The sequence below is a fragment of the Bradyrhizobium sp. CCGUVB4N genome (assembly GCF_024199945.1).
Lineage (GTDB): Bacteria > Pseudomonadota > Alphaproteobacteria > Rhizobiales > Xanthobacteraceae > Bradyrhizobium.
The window spans coordinates 7416377-7430673 of record NZ_JANADP010000001.1 but is presented as its reverse complement, the minus strand read 5'-3'; the positions used below and the strand labels follow the sequence as shown (position 1 = coordinate 7430673).

Annotated in this window: 16 protein-coding genes; 14 read left to right on the top strand and 2 right to left on the bottom strand. The window is 64.7% G+C overall.

From position 1 onward, the window contains the following. The first annotated feature begins 30 nt into the window (after positions 1–30). From NLM31_RS34490 to NLM31_RS34445, 10 genes are all read left to right on the top strand, one after another. Complete coding sequence (locus NLM31_RS34490) at positions 31–1194, top strand: zinc-binding dehydrogenase (RefSeq protein WP_254195155.1); 1164 nt, start codon at positions 31–33, stop codon at positions 1192–1194. Positions 1195–1237: 43 nt separating this feature from the next. Continuing rightward, positions 1238–1681, top strand: coding sequence for a hypothetical protein (locus NLM31_RS34485; RefSeq protein ID WP_254195154.1), 444 nt, complete (start codon positions 1238–1240; stop codon positions 1679–1681). A 31-nt stretch (positions 1682–1712) separates the two neighbouring features. Next, positions 1713–2696: a quinone oxidoreductase gene (locus NLM31_RS34480; RefSeq protein WP_254195153.1), complete on the top strand. Its 984-nt coding sequence runs from the start codon at positions 1713–1715 to the stop codon at positions 2694–2696. A gap of 103 nt (positions 2697–2799) precedes the next feature. Beyond that, complete coding sequence (locus NLM31_RS34475) at positions 2800–3678, top strand: branched-chain amino acid ABC transporter permease (protein ID WP_254195152.1); 879 nt, start codon at positions 2800–2802, stop codon at positions 3676–3678. Beyond that, positions 3678–4676: a branched-chain amino acid ABC transporter permease gene (locus NLM31_RS34470; RefSeq protein WP_254195151.1), complete on the top strand. Its 999-nt coding sequence runs from the start codon at positions 3678–3680 to the stop codon at positions 4674–4676. Before NLM31_RS34475 ends, NLM31_RS34470 begins: the two co-directional genes overlap by 1 nt. Further along, a complete protein-coding gene (locus tag NLM31_RS34465) occupies positions 4673–5437 on the top strand; it encodes an ABC transporter ATP-binding protein (RefSeq protein WP_254195150.1) in 765 nt (254 codons plus the stop codon). The genes NLM31_RS34470 and NLM31_RS34465 overlap by 4 nt, the downstream gene beginning before the upstream one ends. Continuing rightward, positions 5427–6158, top strand: coding sequence for an ABC transporter ATP-binding protein (locus NLM31_RS34460; RefSeq protein ID WP_254133719.1), 732 nt, complete (start codon positions 5427–5429; stop codon positions 6156–6158). Before NLM31_RS34465 ends, NLM31_RS34460 begins: the two co-directional genes overlap by 11 nt. A gap of 34 nt (positions 6159–6192) precedes the next feature. Beyond that, positions 6193–7467 (top strand): amino acid ABC transporter substrate-binding protein, encoded by a 1275-nt coding sequence (locus NLM31_RS34455; protein ID WP_254195149.1) that lies wholly within the window; start codon positions 6193–6195, stop codon positions 7465–7467. Positions 7468–7499: 32 nt separating this feature from the next. After that, positions 7500–8420: an NAD(P)-dependent oxidoreductase gene (locus tag NLM31_RS34450; protein WP_254195148.1), complete on the top strand. Its 921-nt coding sequence runs from the start codon at positions 7500–7502 to the stop codon at positions 8418–8420. Positions 8421–8431: 11 nt separating this feature from the next. Then, positions 8432–8719: a DUF1330 domain-containing protein gene (locus tag NLM31_RS34445; protein ID WP_254133716.1), complete on the top strand. Its 288-nt coding sequence runs from the start codon at positions 8432–8434 to the stop codon at positions 8717–8719. 206 nt (positions 8720–8925) lie between these two features. On the opposite strand, the gene NLM31_RS34440 is transcribed toward NLM31_RS34445, so the two are convergent. Further along, a complete protein-coding gene (locus tag NLM31_RS34440; protein WP_254195147.1) occupies positions 8926–9501 on the bottom strand; it encodes a TetR family transcriptional regulator in 576 nt (191 codons plus the stop codon). 154 nt (positions 9502–9655) lie between these two features. On the opposite strand from NLM31_RS34440, the gene NLM31_RS34435 reads away from it, so the two are divergent. After that, positions 9656–11095, top strand: coding sequence for an MATE family efflux transporter (locus tag NLM31_RS34435; protein WP_254195146.1), 1440 nt, complete (start codon positions 9656–9658; stop codon positions 11093–11095). Here NLM31_RS34435 and NLM31_RS34430 read toward each other — a convergent pair whose 3' ends face one another. Then, positions 11096–11482, bottom strand: a complete 387-nt coding sequence (locus tag NLM31_RS34430; RefSeq protein ID WP_254195145.1) for a hypothetical protein — start codon at positions 11480–11482, stop codon at positions 11096–11098. Between the two features lie 212 nt (positions 11483–11694). On the opposite strand from NLM31_RS34430, the gene NLM31_RS34425 reads away from it, so the two are divergent. The 3 genes from NLM31_RS34425 to NLM31_RS34415 all read left to right on the top strand — a co-directional run bounded on the left by NLM31_RS34425 (position 11695) and on the right by NLM31_RS34415 (position 14287). Further along, positions 11695–12489: a MetQ/NlpA family ABC transporter substrate-binding protein gene (locus NLM31_RS34425; RefSeq protein WP_254196319.1), complete on the top strand. Its 795-nt coding sequence runs from the start codon at positions 11695–11697 to the stop codon at positions 12487–12489. A 131-nt stretch (positions 12490–12620) separates the two neighbouring features. Next, positions 12621–13655 (top strand): putative FMN-dependent luciferase-like monooxygenase, encoded by a 1035-nt coding sequence (locus NLM31_RS34420; RefSeq protein ID WP_254133712.1) that lies wholly within the window; start codon positions 12621–12623, stop codon positions 13653–13655. Positions 13656–13687: 32 nt separating this feature from the next. Continuing rightward, positions 13688–14287 (top strand): CMD domain protein, encoded by a 600-nt coding sequence (locus NLM31_RS34415; RefSeq protein WP_254195144.1) that lies wholly within the window; start codon positions 13688–13690, stop codon positions 14285–14287. The last annotated feature ends 10 nt before the right edge of the window (positions 14288–14297 follow it).

Below are 14297 nucleotides of genomic sequence, written 5' to 3'. Positions count from 1 at the left end.
TTGGTTGACCAATAGGCGAGGATCGTTGCGATGGTCGAGTCTGCCAGCGTTCGCACGTCAACCGACATGCCGATTCCCGACATGATGAAGGCTTGGGTGCTGGGCGACCCCGGCCAGCTGCGCATCACCGAAAAGCCGGTGCCGATGCCGAAGCGCGCGGAGGTGCTCGTGCGCATCGATGCGGTTGCGATCTGCGCAACGGATCTGGAGATCATCGAGCATGGCACGCCGGCGCTGATCGAGGGCGGTCCGCCCTTCAACAAGAATTTTACGCCCGGCCATGAGTACATGGGGACAGTCGCGGCGCTCGGCCCCGGCGTCGACGAGTACAAGATCGGCGAGCGCGTCACGGTCGAGATCCATGCCGGCTGCGGCCAGTGCAAGCGCTGCCGGCAGGGCATGTACACCTCCTGCCACAACTACGGCCTGAACTATGGCGACGTCGACAAGGGCCATCGGGCCAACGGCTTCACCACCGACGGTGGCTTCGCCGAATATGCCGTCAACCACATCAACACGCTGTCGCGCGTGCCCGACGACATGAGCGACGAGGAGGCGACGCTGGTGGTCACCGCCGGCACCTCGATGTACGGTCTCACCGAGCTCGGTGGCCTCGTTGCCGGCGAGAGCGTGGTCGTCACCGGGCCGGGGCCGATCGGTCTTCTCGCGGTGGCGGTTGCGAAGGCGCTCGGCGCCGATCCGGTGATCCTGTCGGGCACCCGCGATGCACGGCTTGCCATCGGCACCAAGCTCGGCGCCGATCGCGTCGTCAATGTCCGCAATGAGGATCTCGTCACCGTCGTCAAGGAGATGACTGGCCGCGGCGCCGATTATGTCGTCGAATGCGCCGGCACCGACACGGCGATCAACGAGGCTGCCAAAATGGTCAATCGCGGCGGCAAGATCTGCCTCGCCGCATTTCCGCATGAGCCGGTGCTGGCCGACATCGGTGCGCTCGTGAAGAACAACATCTACATCTACGGCATCCGCGGCGAGGGCAAGAGCGCGACCCATCGCGCCATGGCGCTGATGGCGGCCAAGCGTTTTGATGCCACGCTGATCCACACCCATACATTCCCGCTCGCGGACCTGCCGATGGCGCTGCATTACGCGCGCAATCGTATCGAGGACGCCATCAAGGTCGTGGTCAAGACCCGCGGCGCGGTCAGCCAGACCAGGAAAGAGGTGGCGTGACGCCGCCCCGCGACAATCGCTAGCATCTGGAAGGAAACGGCTCATGTCGGACTCAAATCCCCGCGCTCATTGGCCACTCGAGGTGCAGCGTGAATATGAGGAAGGGCGCAACAGCGGCTGCGTCGGCAGCGTGCTGGTGTCGGAGACCGATCGCGTGCGCGTCTGGCACCTGTCGATCGCGCCGGGCAAGCGCTGCGGCTTCCATCGCCACGTGCTGACCTATTTCTGGACGGCACACAATCCGGGCAAGGCGCGCGGCTATTTCGAGGATGGCCGCATCGTCGATGTCGAGCACTACAAGGGCGAAACGAAACATCTCGGCTTCGGCGCCGGCGAATACATGGTGCATGCCGTCGAGAACATCGGCACCACGGACCTGCTGTTCACAACGGTGGAATTCCTCGACAGCGCCAACAAGCCGTTGACGGTGCCGGACAGTGTGCGGCTCGCGGTCCCGAAGGGCGCTGACATCAAGATGGCATCATAAGCGGGCAGGATCGGCACGCGGGAATTTGGGTATGGGTACGAAAGCCAAGGCAATCCGCATGGCCGCGCAAGGCGGCCCCGATGTCCTGAAGCTGGAGACGGTCGAGCTGGCCGCACCCGGCAAGGGTGAGGTGCTGATGCGGCAGACCGCGATCGGCCTCAATTTCATCGACGTCTATTTCCGCGACGGCTCCTACGCGCTGGATCTGCCCGCCGGTCTCGGCGCCGAAGCCGCGGGCGTGGTCGAGGATGTCGGCGAGGGCGTGACCGAGTTCAAGGTCGGCGACCGGGTTGCCTATGGCGGCTCGGCGCCGGGCGCTTATGCGAGCCACCGGCTGATGCCGGCCGCACGCCTCGTTCCCATTCCGCAAGCCGTGAGCGACGAGGCCGCGGCGGCCGTGCTGATGAAGGGCATGACGGCGGAGTACCTTTTGAACCGCTGCGTTGCGGTCAAGCCGGGGCAGCAGGTGCTGTTCTACGCAGCGTCCGGCGGCGTCGGCCTGATCGCGGGCCAATGGGGCAAGCATCTCGGCGCCCGCATGATCGGCGTCACCAGCGGCGGGAAGAAGGCGGAGCTCGCGCTGGCGCATGGCTATGATGCCGTGATCGACCGCAAGAGCGAGGGCATCCCCGAGCGGGTAAAGGCGCTGACCGGCGGCAAGGGTGTTGCGATTGCCTATGATTCCGTCGGCAAGGACAGTTTTGAGGCGACGCTCGCCTCGCTCGCCCCGCGCGGCTTCTTCGTCACCTTCGGGGCGACCACCGGCGCACCGCCGCCGCTCGAGGCGGCATTGCTCCAGAAGAACGGATCTCTCTATTATACGCGGCCGACGCTTGCGACTTACATCGCCGCGCGCGAGGATCTCGTCGCGTCGGCGGCGGCCGTGTTCGACCTGGTCGGCAAGGGCGTCATCAAGCCGATGATCGGGCATCGCTATGCGCTGGAGGAGGCGGCCGCGGCCCATCGTGATCTCGAGGCTGGATCGACCCAGGGGTCGTCGCTGCTGATGCCCTGACTTTATCGACGGAGGCGGCCAGCTCCCGCCTCCGAGAGACCCCGCAGAACAACCAGAACAATAATTTCGGTTGGGTACGTCAACAGGAGGAGGCCGGCAGCGGATGGGACAATACGCAGGGTTGTTGCTCGATTCCATCGTGTCCGGCGTTCTCGTCGGCGGCTTCTACGCCGCCATGGCGGTCGGCATCTCGATCGCGTTCGGCATGCTCGGCATCAGCAATATCGCTCATCCGGCGCTCATTCTGCTCGGCTCGTTCATCGCCTATGTCTTGAACTCCCAGTTCGGCTGGGATCCGATCCTGGTTGGCGTGCTCGCGACCGTTCCGTTCTACTTTCTCGGGACGCTGCTCTACACGGCTTACGAATTCGCCTTCGAACGGCGCGGCACGCAGCTGATCCGTGGCCTTGCATTCTTCTTCGGCCTGCTCTTCATCACCGAGGTCGGCCTTCAGCTGATCTTCGGTGTCGATTATCGCCTGGTCGAAGCGGCCTATATCGGGCCGTCCTACAATATCGGGCCGGTCTCGCTGCCGGTCCGGATGCTGATTCCGTTCCTGGCCTCCGTATTGCTGCTGATCGGTCTGCAGATCTTCTTCGGGCGCACCTTCACCGGGCGGGCCATCATGGCAGTCGCGCAGGACAAGTTTGCGCTGCAGCTGATGGGCGCCGCGCCTGTTCGCATCAAGCGCATCGCGTTTGGTCTCTCCACGGCAACCGCCGCGATGGCCGGCGCCTTCCTCATCATTCTTCAGCCGGTCGAGCCGTCGATGGGGCGCGACTATATCGGCCGGATTTTTGCGATCTGCGTTCTCGGGGGCATCGGCTCGCTGCCGGGCACGTTCATCGCGGCGGTGATCGTCGGCGTCGCGGAGAGCATCACCGCGACCTTCTATGGTCCGTCATGGTCGCCCGCGATCGCCTTCGGCTTCCTGCTGATTGCGCTGGTGGTCAGGCCCGCCGGCCTGTTCGGGAGAGCCTGATGTCAAACGGGCGCTTCATCCTGCTCGCCTGCCTGGTCGGCGTCGCGCTGGTCGTGACCAGCCTGTTCGTGACCAACGAGTACTATGTGTTCGCGGCGTACTTCGTTCTTCAATACGTCGTGTTGGCGACGGCCTGGAATATCCTGGGCGGCTATGTCGGCTACGTCAATTTCGGCACGACGGCGTTTCTCGCCATCGGGCTCTACAGCGCGGCCGCCCTGAACAAATGGCTCGATCTGCCGATCCCGGTGCTCATCCCCATTGCCGGCGTGCTCTGCGGCGCCGTCGGCCTTGCCATGGGGTATCTGACGATCCGCCTGCGCGGCGTCTATTTCACCATCGCAACGCTCGCGCTCTCCGTCGTCGTCCAGACCTTCATCACCAACTGGGACTATGTCGGCGGCTCGCGCGGCATCTACATCATGCGGCCGACCGATGTTCCGGTGTTCGGCAGCTATGTTGCCTATCTCTTCTTCCTGATGACGGTGCTGGCCGTCGCTGCCGTCGTCATCGCGCGGGTCATTGAACGCTCGACCTTCGGCTTCGGCCTCGCCGCCATTCGCGACGACGAGACCGCGGCCGCTGCCTCCGGCGTTCCGGTGCTGCGGCTCAAGCTGGTCGCCGCCGCCATCAGCGGCGCCTTGATGGGCATGGCCGGCGCGCCGCTGCCGTTCTATCTGACCTATGTCGAGCCGACCTCGTCGTTCAGCCTCGCCTATACCGTCAACAGCGTCGCGATGCCGCTGGTCGGAGGCACCACGAGTTGGCTCGGGCCGGTGATCGGCGCGGTGCTGCTCGGCACCATGCAACAGGCCATGACGGTCTTGATTTCGTCGTCGGTCAATTTGCTCGTCGTCGGCGTGCTGCTGGTGATCTTCGTGATCGCCGCGCCGAACGGGATCCTGGGACTGATCCGATCGCTCGGCGGCAAGAAGGTCGATCCCGAGACCAATCCGCTCGCCGCGATGCTCATGACAGAGAAGCGGAGCAGCCAATGACGATCGAGGCGAGCGCTGCGACAACCAACGAACCGATCCTCGACGCCCGCGGCGTCACCAAGCGGTTCGGCGGCTTCGTCGCGCTGAACAATGTCGACCTTGCGGTCCGGCCCGGCGAGCGGCTCGGCCTGATCGGCCCCAACGGCTCCGGCAAGAGCACGCTGACCAACTGCCTGTGCGGCGCCCTGAAAACCGATGGCGGCTCGATATCGTTCGCGGGCAAGGCGATCGACAATCTCTCGTCCTATCAGCGCGCACGCCTCGGGCTCGGCCGCAGCTTCCAGCTGCCGCGGCCGTTTCACAGCCTGTCGCTGCTCGACAATCTCCGCATCCCGCTGGTCTATGCGGTGAATGCGCGAGGCGGCACGCATCTGACCGAACAGCAGATCCGCGCGCGCAGCACCGAACTGCTCGGCGAATTCGGCCTCGGCGGCAAGCTGCATCGGTTGCCGGGCGATCTGACCCAGGTCGAGATGCGCAAGCTCGAGCTCGCGCGTGCCATGGCCACGGACCCGACACTGCTGGTGTCGGACGAGGCCCTGGCGGGCCTGTCGCATTCGGAGGTCGACGAGATCCTGGCGCTGCTGCTTGCGCTCAACAAGCGCGGCGTCGCCGTGATCTTCATCGAGCACATCATGCGTGCGGTGATGGCGTTCTCGGAGCGTTTGGTGGTGCTGGTGGCCGGTGAGAAGATCGCGGACGGCGCGCCGAAGGACGTCATCGCCGACGAGCGGGTGATAGGGGCGTACCTTGGCCAGTAGCCTTCGCATCGACAGCATCAATGCCGGCTACGGATCGGTGCGCGTCCTCCACAACGTGTCCATGAACGTCGCGCCGCGTGAGACGGTGACCCTGCTCGGCACCAACGGCAATGGCAAGAGCACGCTGATCAAGACCATCATGGGCGTGGTGCGGCCGAGCTCGGGACGTATCGTCGCGACCATCGACGGCAAGGACCACGATCTCATCGGCAAGGAGACCGAGGAGATCATCGACCTCGGCGTGGCGCTGGTGCCGGAGGGCCGTCGGCTGTTTCCGCGCCTCACGGTCGAGGAGAATCTTCTGCTGGGTGCCTATCGTCCGACGGCGCGGGCGCGGCTCAAGGACAACATGGCCTATTGCTACGAGGCGTTCCCGCGGCTGGCCGAGCGCCGCACCCAGCTCGCCGGCACGATGAGCGGCGGCGAGCAGCAGATGCTGGCGCTGGGGCGCGCGCTGATGTCGGCGCCGAGCATTTTGATCGTCGACGAGCCGTCGGTGGGCTTGGCCCCGCTGTTCGTCAGCCGCACCATCGACATGATCGCGCAGCTCAAGGAGCGCTATCATCTGACCGTGCTGATGGCAGAGCAGAACTTCACGCAAGCGATGCGGATCGCGGACAAGGGCTATGTGATCGTCCACGGCGAGATCGCCTTCCGGGGCGAAAGCCCGGAAGAGATGCGGCAGAGCGATCTGATACGACAGCATTACCTCGGCATGTAGAACTCAAAACAAAAGCAGGGAGGAAGACGTGAGGATGTTTCCGCTGACTGGCTTGAGGGGCGTCGCACTGGCGCTCTCGACAATGATTGCCGCGCTCTATGCGCCGACCGATGCGGCGCGTGCGGCGGATCCGATCAAGATCGGCTTCGGCATACAGTTGACCGGGCCGCTCGCCGGCAACGGCAAGGCAGCGCTGCTCGGCGCGCAGATCTGGGCCGACGAGGTCAACAAGGCCGGCGGCCTGATCGGCCGCCAGGTCGAGCTCGTGCCCTATGATGACCAGAGCAATCCCGGTCTCGTGCCCGGCATCTATTCCAAGCTGCTCGACGTCGACAAGGTCGACCTCTTGCTGTCGAACAACACCAACCAGACCGCGCCGGCGATGCCGACGATCATCCAGCACAAGCGACTGATCATGGGAATGTTCGCGCTCGCCATCAACGAGCAGTTCAAATATCCCGGCTATTTCCAGATCCAGCCCTATGGGCCGAACGGCAAGGACTCGCTGACCCGCGGCTTCTTCGAGAATGCGATCGCGATGAACCCGAAGCCGACCACGGTGGCGCTGGTCGGCGCGGATGCGGAGTTCTCCAAGAACGCGCTGGAAGGTGCCCGCATGCAAGCCAAGCGGCTGGGCTTGACCGTCGTCTACGACAAGGTCTATCCGCCAACGACGGTGAATTTCACACCGGTGCTGAAGGCGCTGCAGGCGACGTCGCCGGACCTGGTGTTCGTCGCATCCTATCCGTCCGATACGGTCGGCATCATCCGCACCGCGCACGAGATCAATCTCGAGCCAAAGGTGTTCGGCGGCGCCATGGTCGGCACCCAGTATGCTGCGATCAAGCAGCAGCTCGGCGAGGCCCTCAATGGCGTCGTCTCCTTCGAGCAGTACATCCCCGAGCCGACCGTCAAATTTCCCGGCATCGAGGACATGCTGAAGAAGTACCAGGCCAAGGCGGCGGAGGTCGGCGTCGACGCGCTCGGCTACTACGTGCCGGCGTTCGTCTACTCGGCGCTTCAGGTTCTGGGTGAAGCCGTGACCAAGACCGGCGGCGTCGATCAGCAGAAGCTGATCAGCTACATCCATGGCAACACCTTCCAGACCGTGGTCGGCGACATCGCCTTCGGTCCTGATGGCGAATGGGTCGAGCCGCGGATGTTCGCGGTGCAGTTCCGCAACATCAAGGGCAATGACATCCAGCAGTTCACCCAGGCCGGCAAGGAAGTGATCATCTTCCCGCCGAAGTACAAGTCCGGCGACCTGGTCTATCCCTTCGCCAACGCCCAGAAGGCCGCGCAGAACTGACCAGATCATTTAAAAAGAAGAAACGAGACGTCATGACTGAAACGATCGGCATGCTCGGTATCGGAATCATGGGCTCCGCCATGGCGGGGAACTTGATCAAGGCCGGCTTTGCCGTGGTTGGCTACGATCCCGTGCCGGCGGCACGGGATCGCCTTTCCGATATGGGCGGCAAGGCGCTGTCGTCGCCGAAGGACGTGGCGGAGGCCGCCGCGATCAGCTTTGCCTCGTTGCCTGGCAGCACCGCGCTTGCGGAGGCCGCGGCGAGCGTCGCGGGTGCGCGTGGCTCCGGACAGATTCTGATCGAGTGCTCGACCCTGCCGCTCTCCGCCAAGCGTGAGGCGTTTGCCGTGATGGAGCGCGCTGGCAAGATCCTGCTCGATTGCCCCGTCAGCGGCACCGGTGCGCAGGCCGCAACCGGTGATCTCGTGATCCTCGGCAGCGGTGATGAGCAGGCGTTCAAACGTTGCGGGCCGGCCTTCGCCGGGATGTCGCGGCGTCAGGTCTATCTCGGCCGGTTCGGCACCGGCAGCATCATGAAGTACATCGCCAATCACCTCGTCACGATCCACAATGCTGCCGCGGCGGAGGCGATGCTGCTCGGCATGAAGGCCGGGATCGACCCAGGCCTGGTCTACGATACGCTCGCCGACAGCGCAGGGACCTCACGCATGTTCCAGATGCGCGGGCCGCTGATGCGGGACGAGAATTACGACAATCCGACCGCGACCATTCGAACCCACCTGAAGGATCTCTCCATCATCTCGGGCTTTGCCGCCGAGCTCGGATGCACACTGCCGGTCTACGCGGCGGCCGAGCAGCTCTATCATGCCGGCGAGGCGCTCGGCTTTGCTGCGCGCGATACCGCGTCGGTCTGCGCCGTGCTAGAGCATATCAACGGTTTCGACCGTCACAGCGGCGCCGGTGCGCCCACACTTTCGTCCTCCCAATCGTAAAAGGAAGAGCCATGTCTGCCTATTGGTGCGCGCGCGTTCACGTGACCGATCCCGAAACTTACGGAAAGTACGCCGCTCTCGCCGGACCGGCGATCGAGAAGCATGGCGGCGTGTTTCTCGCGCGCGGCGGCAAGCAGGTGATCCTCGAGGGCGGCAACTACGAACGCAGCATCGTTGCGCGCTTCCCGAGCCTCGACGCCGCGGTGAATTGCTACAATTCGCCCGAATATTCGGAGGCGCTCAAATACACCATCGGCACGTCCGAGCGCCATATGGTGGCGGTCGAGGGACTCGACTAGGCGGTGAGAGATCCGGACCGTCGCCCGACAGCAGGTTCAGGCGACGGTCCAGTGCGAACTCAGCGAACTTGGGGAAGTTGTAAGGCCGCGCGGAGACGCTAACCCGGCCGCCGAGGGCACATCAAGTTTCGCTGTGTTGCAGCGGCCAGAGAATCATTTCAGCCGCCGCCAAACCGCCACAGATGGCGATCGGGGATTCGAACGCCTTAGCGGTCGTTGGCAATCGCAATCGCCGCTTCCACCGCATTCTCCAGGATCTCGTCAGACAAAGCCTTGTCGTTGACCGCGCGCGCCAACTGAAGTGCGCCGACCATGGTCGAATAGATCGTGATCGCCTTGCGCCGGCGCTCCTTCGCGGAGCCTGGCCTGATCTGCTCCGCCATCAGCACGATGATATCGGCGACCTTGCCGGTGAAGGCATCGCGCGTCGCCTTTGGATGCCGTGCGATTTCGGCGACCAGCGCCGCGGTCGGGCAGCCGCTGCCGGCGCGGTCGCGATGCCGCGTCGAGAGATAGTTGCGGATCGTGGTTTCGAGCGCGACGCCGTTTTCCAGATTGGCCTTGTGCCGCTCTTCGCGCCGGGTGAGTGCATCGGTCAGCACCTCCCGCACCAGCTCCTCCTTGGAGGCAAAGTGAGAGTAGAAGGCGCCGTTGGTGAGGCCTGCCTCCGACATGATGCCGGCGAGGCCGACAGCGGCTATTCCGCTCTCGCGGAACTGCGCGGAGGCCACATCGAGGATGTGCCTGCGGGTTTCGTCCTTGCGTCCCTTGTCGTAGCGCATGGGGCCTAACTCCCTCCTGCCAGCCGACCGGGAGGTACCGGCCACAGGATCGTGAGCGATTTGCTATTGCATTACGGTCATAATAAAGCATTATGATCGTAATGCAATGGCTCGCGCACCGGCTGCAGCCGCGAAAAATAACAGGACTTCAGGAATGTCAGTCGAGGACGTCGCCGCACCGCCCTTGTCCGCGATCGAGCCCCCGGCGCGCAGCGCGGCCGCGCCTCGCAGCGTGCCGACCCCGGCCGATCAGCGGCGCGCCGCGCTTCTGACGGCACCGATCCTGCCGACCCTGCTCAAGCTCGCGTTGCCGACCGTGACCGTGCTGGTGGCGCAAACCGCGGTCAACATCGCGGAGGCCTATTATGTCGGCTATCTCGGCACCGATGCACTGGCCGGTGCTGCGCTAGTGTTTCCGATCTTCATGCTGATGACCATGATGTCGAATGGCGGGTTCGGATCCGGCGTCGCGTCGTCGGTGGCGCGTGCCGTCGGCGCCGGCCGCCGCGACGATGCGGATGCGGCGCTGTTCCACGCCATCGTGCTGGCGATCATCGCGGGCGCGCTGTTCACGTTGGGGGTGCGCCTCGGTGGTCCGGCGCTGTTCCGCGCGCTCGGCGGCCGCGACAGCGCACTCGACGCCGCCATCACCTATTCGAGCTATCTGTTTGCAGGCGCAATTCCGGTCTGGATCGTCAACCTTCAGGCGGCCGCGCTGCGCGGCTCGGGTAACGTCAAGGTACCGGCGCTGGTGACGCTGATTGGCGCGATCGTGACGATCCCGGTGTCGCCGCTGCTGATCTTCGGCTTCGGACCCGTCCCAAGTCTCGGCATTGGCGGCGCCGGCATTGCCTTCGGCCTCTATTACGGCGCGGCCATGCTGTTCCTGCTGCGCTACATGTCCTCGGGCGCATCAGGCCTACGGCTGCACATCACGCCGCTGCGCGCAAGGATCTTCGGCGACATGCTGAAGGTCGGCATCCCCACCGCGTTCAACGCCGTGCTGACCAACCTCACCGTCATCCTCGTCACCGGTGCGGTCGGCCTGTTCGGCACGTCCGCGCTCGCCGGATACGGTATCGCCTCGCGGCTCGACTACATCATGATCCCGCTGCTGTTCGGCATCAGCACGGCGACGCTGACCATGGTCGGCGTCAACATGGGCGCGGGCCAGACCGCGCGGGCGCAAAGGATCGGCTGGGTCAGTGGCGCCGCGGGCCTGATCATGACCGGCTCGATCGGCCTGCTGGTCGCGATCTTTCCGACGGCCTGGCTGCATCTTTTCAGCCACGACGCGGACGTGGTGAGCGAGGGCATGACCTATTTGCGCATCGTGGCGCCGGCCTATGCCGCGCTGGGCTTCGGCTTCGTCACGTCGTTCGCCGCGCAAGGCACGGGCCGGGCGATGGGTCCTCTGCTGTCCGCGGTCGCGCGCATCCTGATCGCGGCCGGCGGCGGCTGGACCGCGGTGGCGTATTTCGGCGCGGGAATGACCGGGCTTGCCGCCATGGTGACGGTATCGCTCGCTGCCTATGCCGTCATCTGCGTTCTGATCATGCTGTCGCCATCGACCTGGCGCGCCGCGCCACACTGATTACCGAATGCTGGTCACGCCGACCGCCATCACCGACAGCAGCAGCACGTTGGTGAGGAGCTGCACCGCGGTTTTCGGTTGCCCCAGCCAGCTCGATACCTTCTCGGCGAAGCTCAGATGGGCGTTGAGGAACACCGGCTCACTGGTGTGCTTGAAGAAGCGCGGGAACTTCGGCCCGAGCCAGGGCGTCACGAAGCCGTGGATGGTGGAGGCGATCACGACGAAGATCGCCGCGCCATAGCGCTCGCCGACGATCTCCGAAACGCCCATCAGCTTCACCGTCAGCGCCACGCCGGCATAGGTCGGAAGTCCCTGGCAGACTGCGTAGAGCCAAAAACCTTCGAACCGATTCAGCGCGGCGAATTTCGGGACGGCGAGGGCGCTCATGGCGGATCTCCTTGGCTATCGGACCGCCATTCTCGCGTTCTCGGCGCGGGCTTGCCGTGATACACCTCACGCTTGTCGACGCGGCCGTTCGTTTCTCCTTTGCCGCCGAAATGGAGAAGCGTTGCCCGCCGCAGGCGGCAAATATGGATTTCCATTTCATTGATTTCGCCTGGCGGAGAAGCGAATACGGTTCCAATCATTGCCGCCGAGTCATGGAGACCAAGATGTCGTTTCGTCCCGCCCTGATCCTCGCAACCGTGCTCGCCGTATGGTCGGCTGCAGCCGGCGCCGAGACCATCAAGATCGGCGTGACGCCGGGCCCGCACGCGCAGATCTTCGAGGCGGTGAAGCCGGTTGCCGCCAAGCAGGGGCTCGACATCCAGCTCATCGAGTTCTCCGACTATGTGGTGCCGAACGCGGCGCTCGATGCCGGCGATATCCAGGCCAATTCGTTCCAGAACCAGCCTTATCTGGACAACCAGAAGGCCGACCGCGGCTACAAGATCGAGTCGGTTGCGCTCACCGTGAATTTCCCGATCGGTGTCTATTCAAAGAAGCACAAGAGCTGGGCAGACATCCCCGACGGCGGCAAGATCTCGATTCCGAACGATCCGACCAATGGCGGCCGCGTGCTGCTGCTCTTGCGCGACAAGGGCGTGATCAAGCTGAAGGACGGTACAGGTTTCAAGCCGACCGTGCTTGATGTCACCGAGAATCCCAAGAAGCTGAAATTCATCGAGGTTGATGCGGCGCAGGCGCCGCGCGCGCTCGACGACGTCGATGCAGCCGCGATCAATACCAATTATGCAACCCAGGCGGGCCTCGATCCGGTCAAGGATCCGATCCTGCGCGAGGACCCGAAGGGCCCCTATGTCAACCTGATCGCGGTGCGCACCGCCGACAAGGACAAGCCCTGGGTCAAGATCCTGGTCGACAGCTACCACACGGCGGAGGTGAAGGAGTTCATCCTCACCAAGTTTAAGGGCGCGGTGTTGCCGAGCTGGTAGGCAATCTGCCTGGCCGGGCTCCAGCTTAGGGGGCCGATCCCGGCGGGCAGCCTTGCGCATTGCCCGCTTGTCTCGGGCCGCGGCAACCGACATCATCGGGGTCGTGGCCATCCTCGCCCGACAGGGGTCGTATGAAACGCTTTGCAAACCTGAAACGCCTGGGCTTCTTCACGCGGCTGCTCGACGAGGCGCCGCCGGCGGAGCGATATCGCTTCGCCGCCGAGCAGATCGTCCGGGCCGAGAAGGCCGGTCTCGATTCCGCGTGGATCGCGCAGCACCATTTTCACGAGCGCGAGGGCGGGCTGCCGTCGCCCTTCACCTTCCTCGGCTATGTCGCGGCCCAGACCTCGCGCATTCGCCTTGGTACCGGCATCGTCACCTTGCCGCTGGAGAGCGCGGTGCGGGTGGCGGAGGACGCCGCGGTGCTCGATCTGCTCTGCAACGGCCGGTTCGAGCTCGGTGTCGGCACCGGTGGCAACCCGTCCGCGTTTGCCGCCTTTGGCCTCGACGGCACCCAGCGCAACGAGATTTTCGCGCGCAATCTCGAGGTGGTCCGCAAGGCGCTGACCGGCAAGCAGCTCGACGGCGGCGATACGCTCTATCCGCAGCGGCCGCAATTGGACAAGCGCATCTGGCAGGCGACATTCTCGGTGGCGGGCGGCGCGCGCGCCGGCAAGGCCGGCGACGGCCTGCTGCTCTCGCGCACCCAGCCGCGGGCCAAGGACGCACCGAAGGCGACGCTTGCCGAGATCCAGAACCCGATCATCGATGCCTATCTTGCGGCGCTGCCGCCGGGTGCCGAGCCGCGCATCATGGCGTCGCGCAGCGTGTTCGTTGCCGACGATCATCGCGAGGCTTTGAGGCTCGCCGATATCGGCCTGCGCCGCGCGCTTCCGCAGTTCATGAAAGGCGGTCACCTTCCTCCGGGCGAGACGCTGGAGGAGATGATCACGGCGTTTGATACCCATGTCGGCGGCGCCGACGAGGTCATTGCCTCGCTGCGCACGGACGCGACGCTGGAGCGGGTGACCGATCTGGTGTTCCAGGTTCACTCGGTCGATGCGCCGCATCCCTACGTCCTGCGCTCGATCGAACTCGTGGCCGACAAGGTCGCGCCGGCGCTGGGCTGGATCCGGACGGCGCCCGAAGTCGCCCTGGCAGGCTAGCCGGGATTTTTTGGATTGTACGAGGCCTTATGATGAGTACGCCTGACGTCATCGACACGCTCGCCGGGATCAAGCCGGGATCGGCGCTGGATGCCATCCGCGCACGACGCCTGCAGGCGCGTGACAACGCGCAAAAGAGCTATCTCTCCTTGTTCGAGCCGATCGATGCGAGCGATTTCTCGCTTGTCGAGCGCGCCGCGGTCGCGGCCTTCGTGACCGGGCTCGACGGCGAATCCCCCGTCGCGACCTTCTATCGCGACAAGCTCGCGGCGAGTGCGGGTGGCGCGGCGCTGCTTGAAGCGATCGACGCCGAGATTGCGCGCGGCAGGACCTCGGGGCCGTATGGCTCGTTTCCTGCCGGTCCGCTGTCGGTCGAGAACACGGCCGGCCTGATTTATCGCGTCAGCACGGCGAGCAAGTCCGTTCTCGGCGCCCGGCTCGTCGCGGCCCTCGAGCATGCACATTTGCTGGTGTTCCGGCCGCGCGATGCGGCATCCGCCGACATGAAGGCGCTGTTGGCCGCCGGCTGGTCGAACACCGGCATCGTCACGTTCTCTCAACTTGTCGCATTCCTGTCGTTCCAGGTGCGGGTCGTCAGCGGCTTGCGCACGCTCGCCGCAGCGAACGCATAAGAGGAGGCCG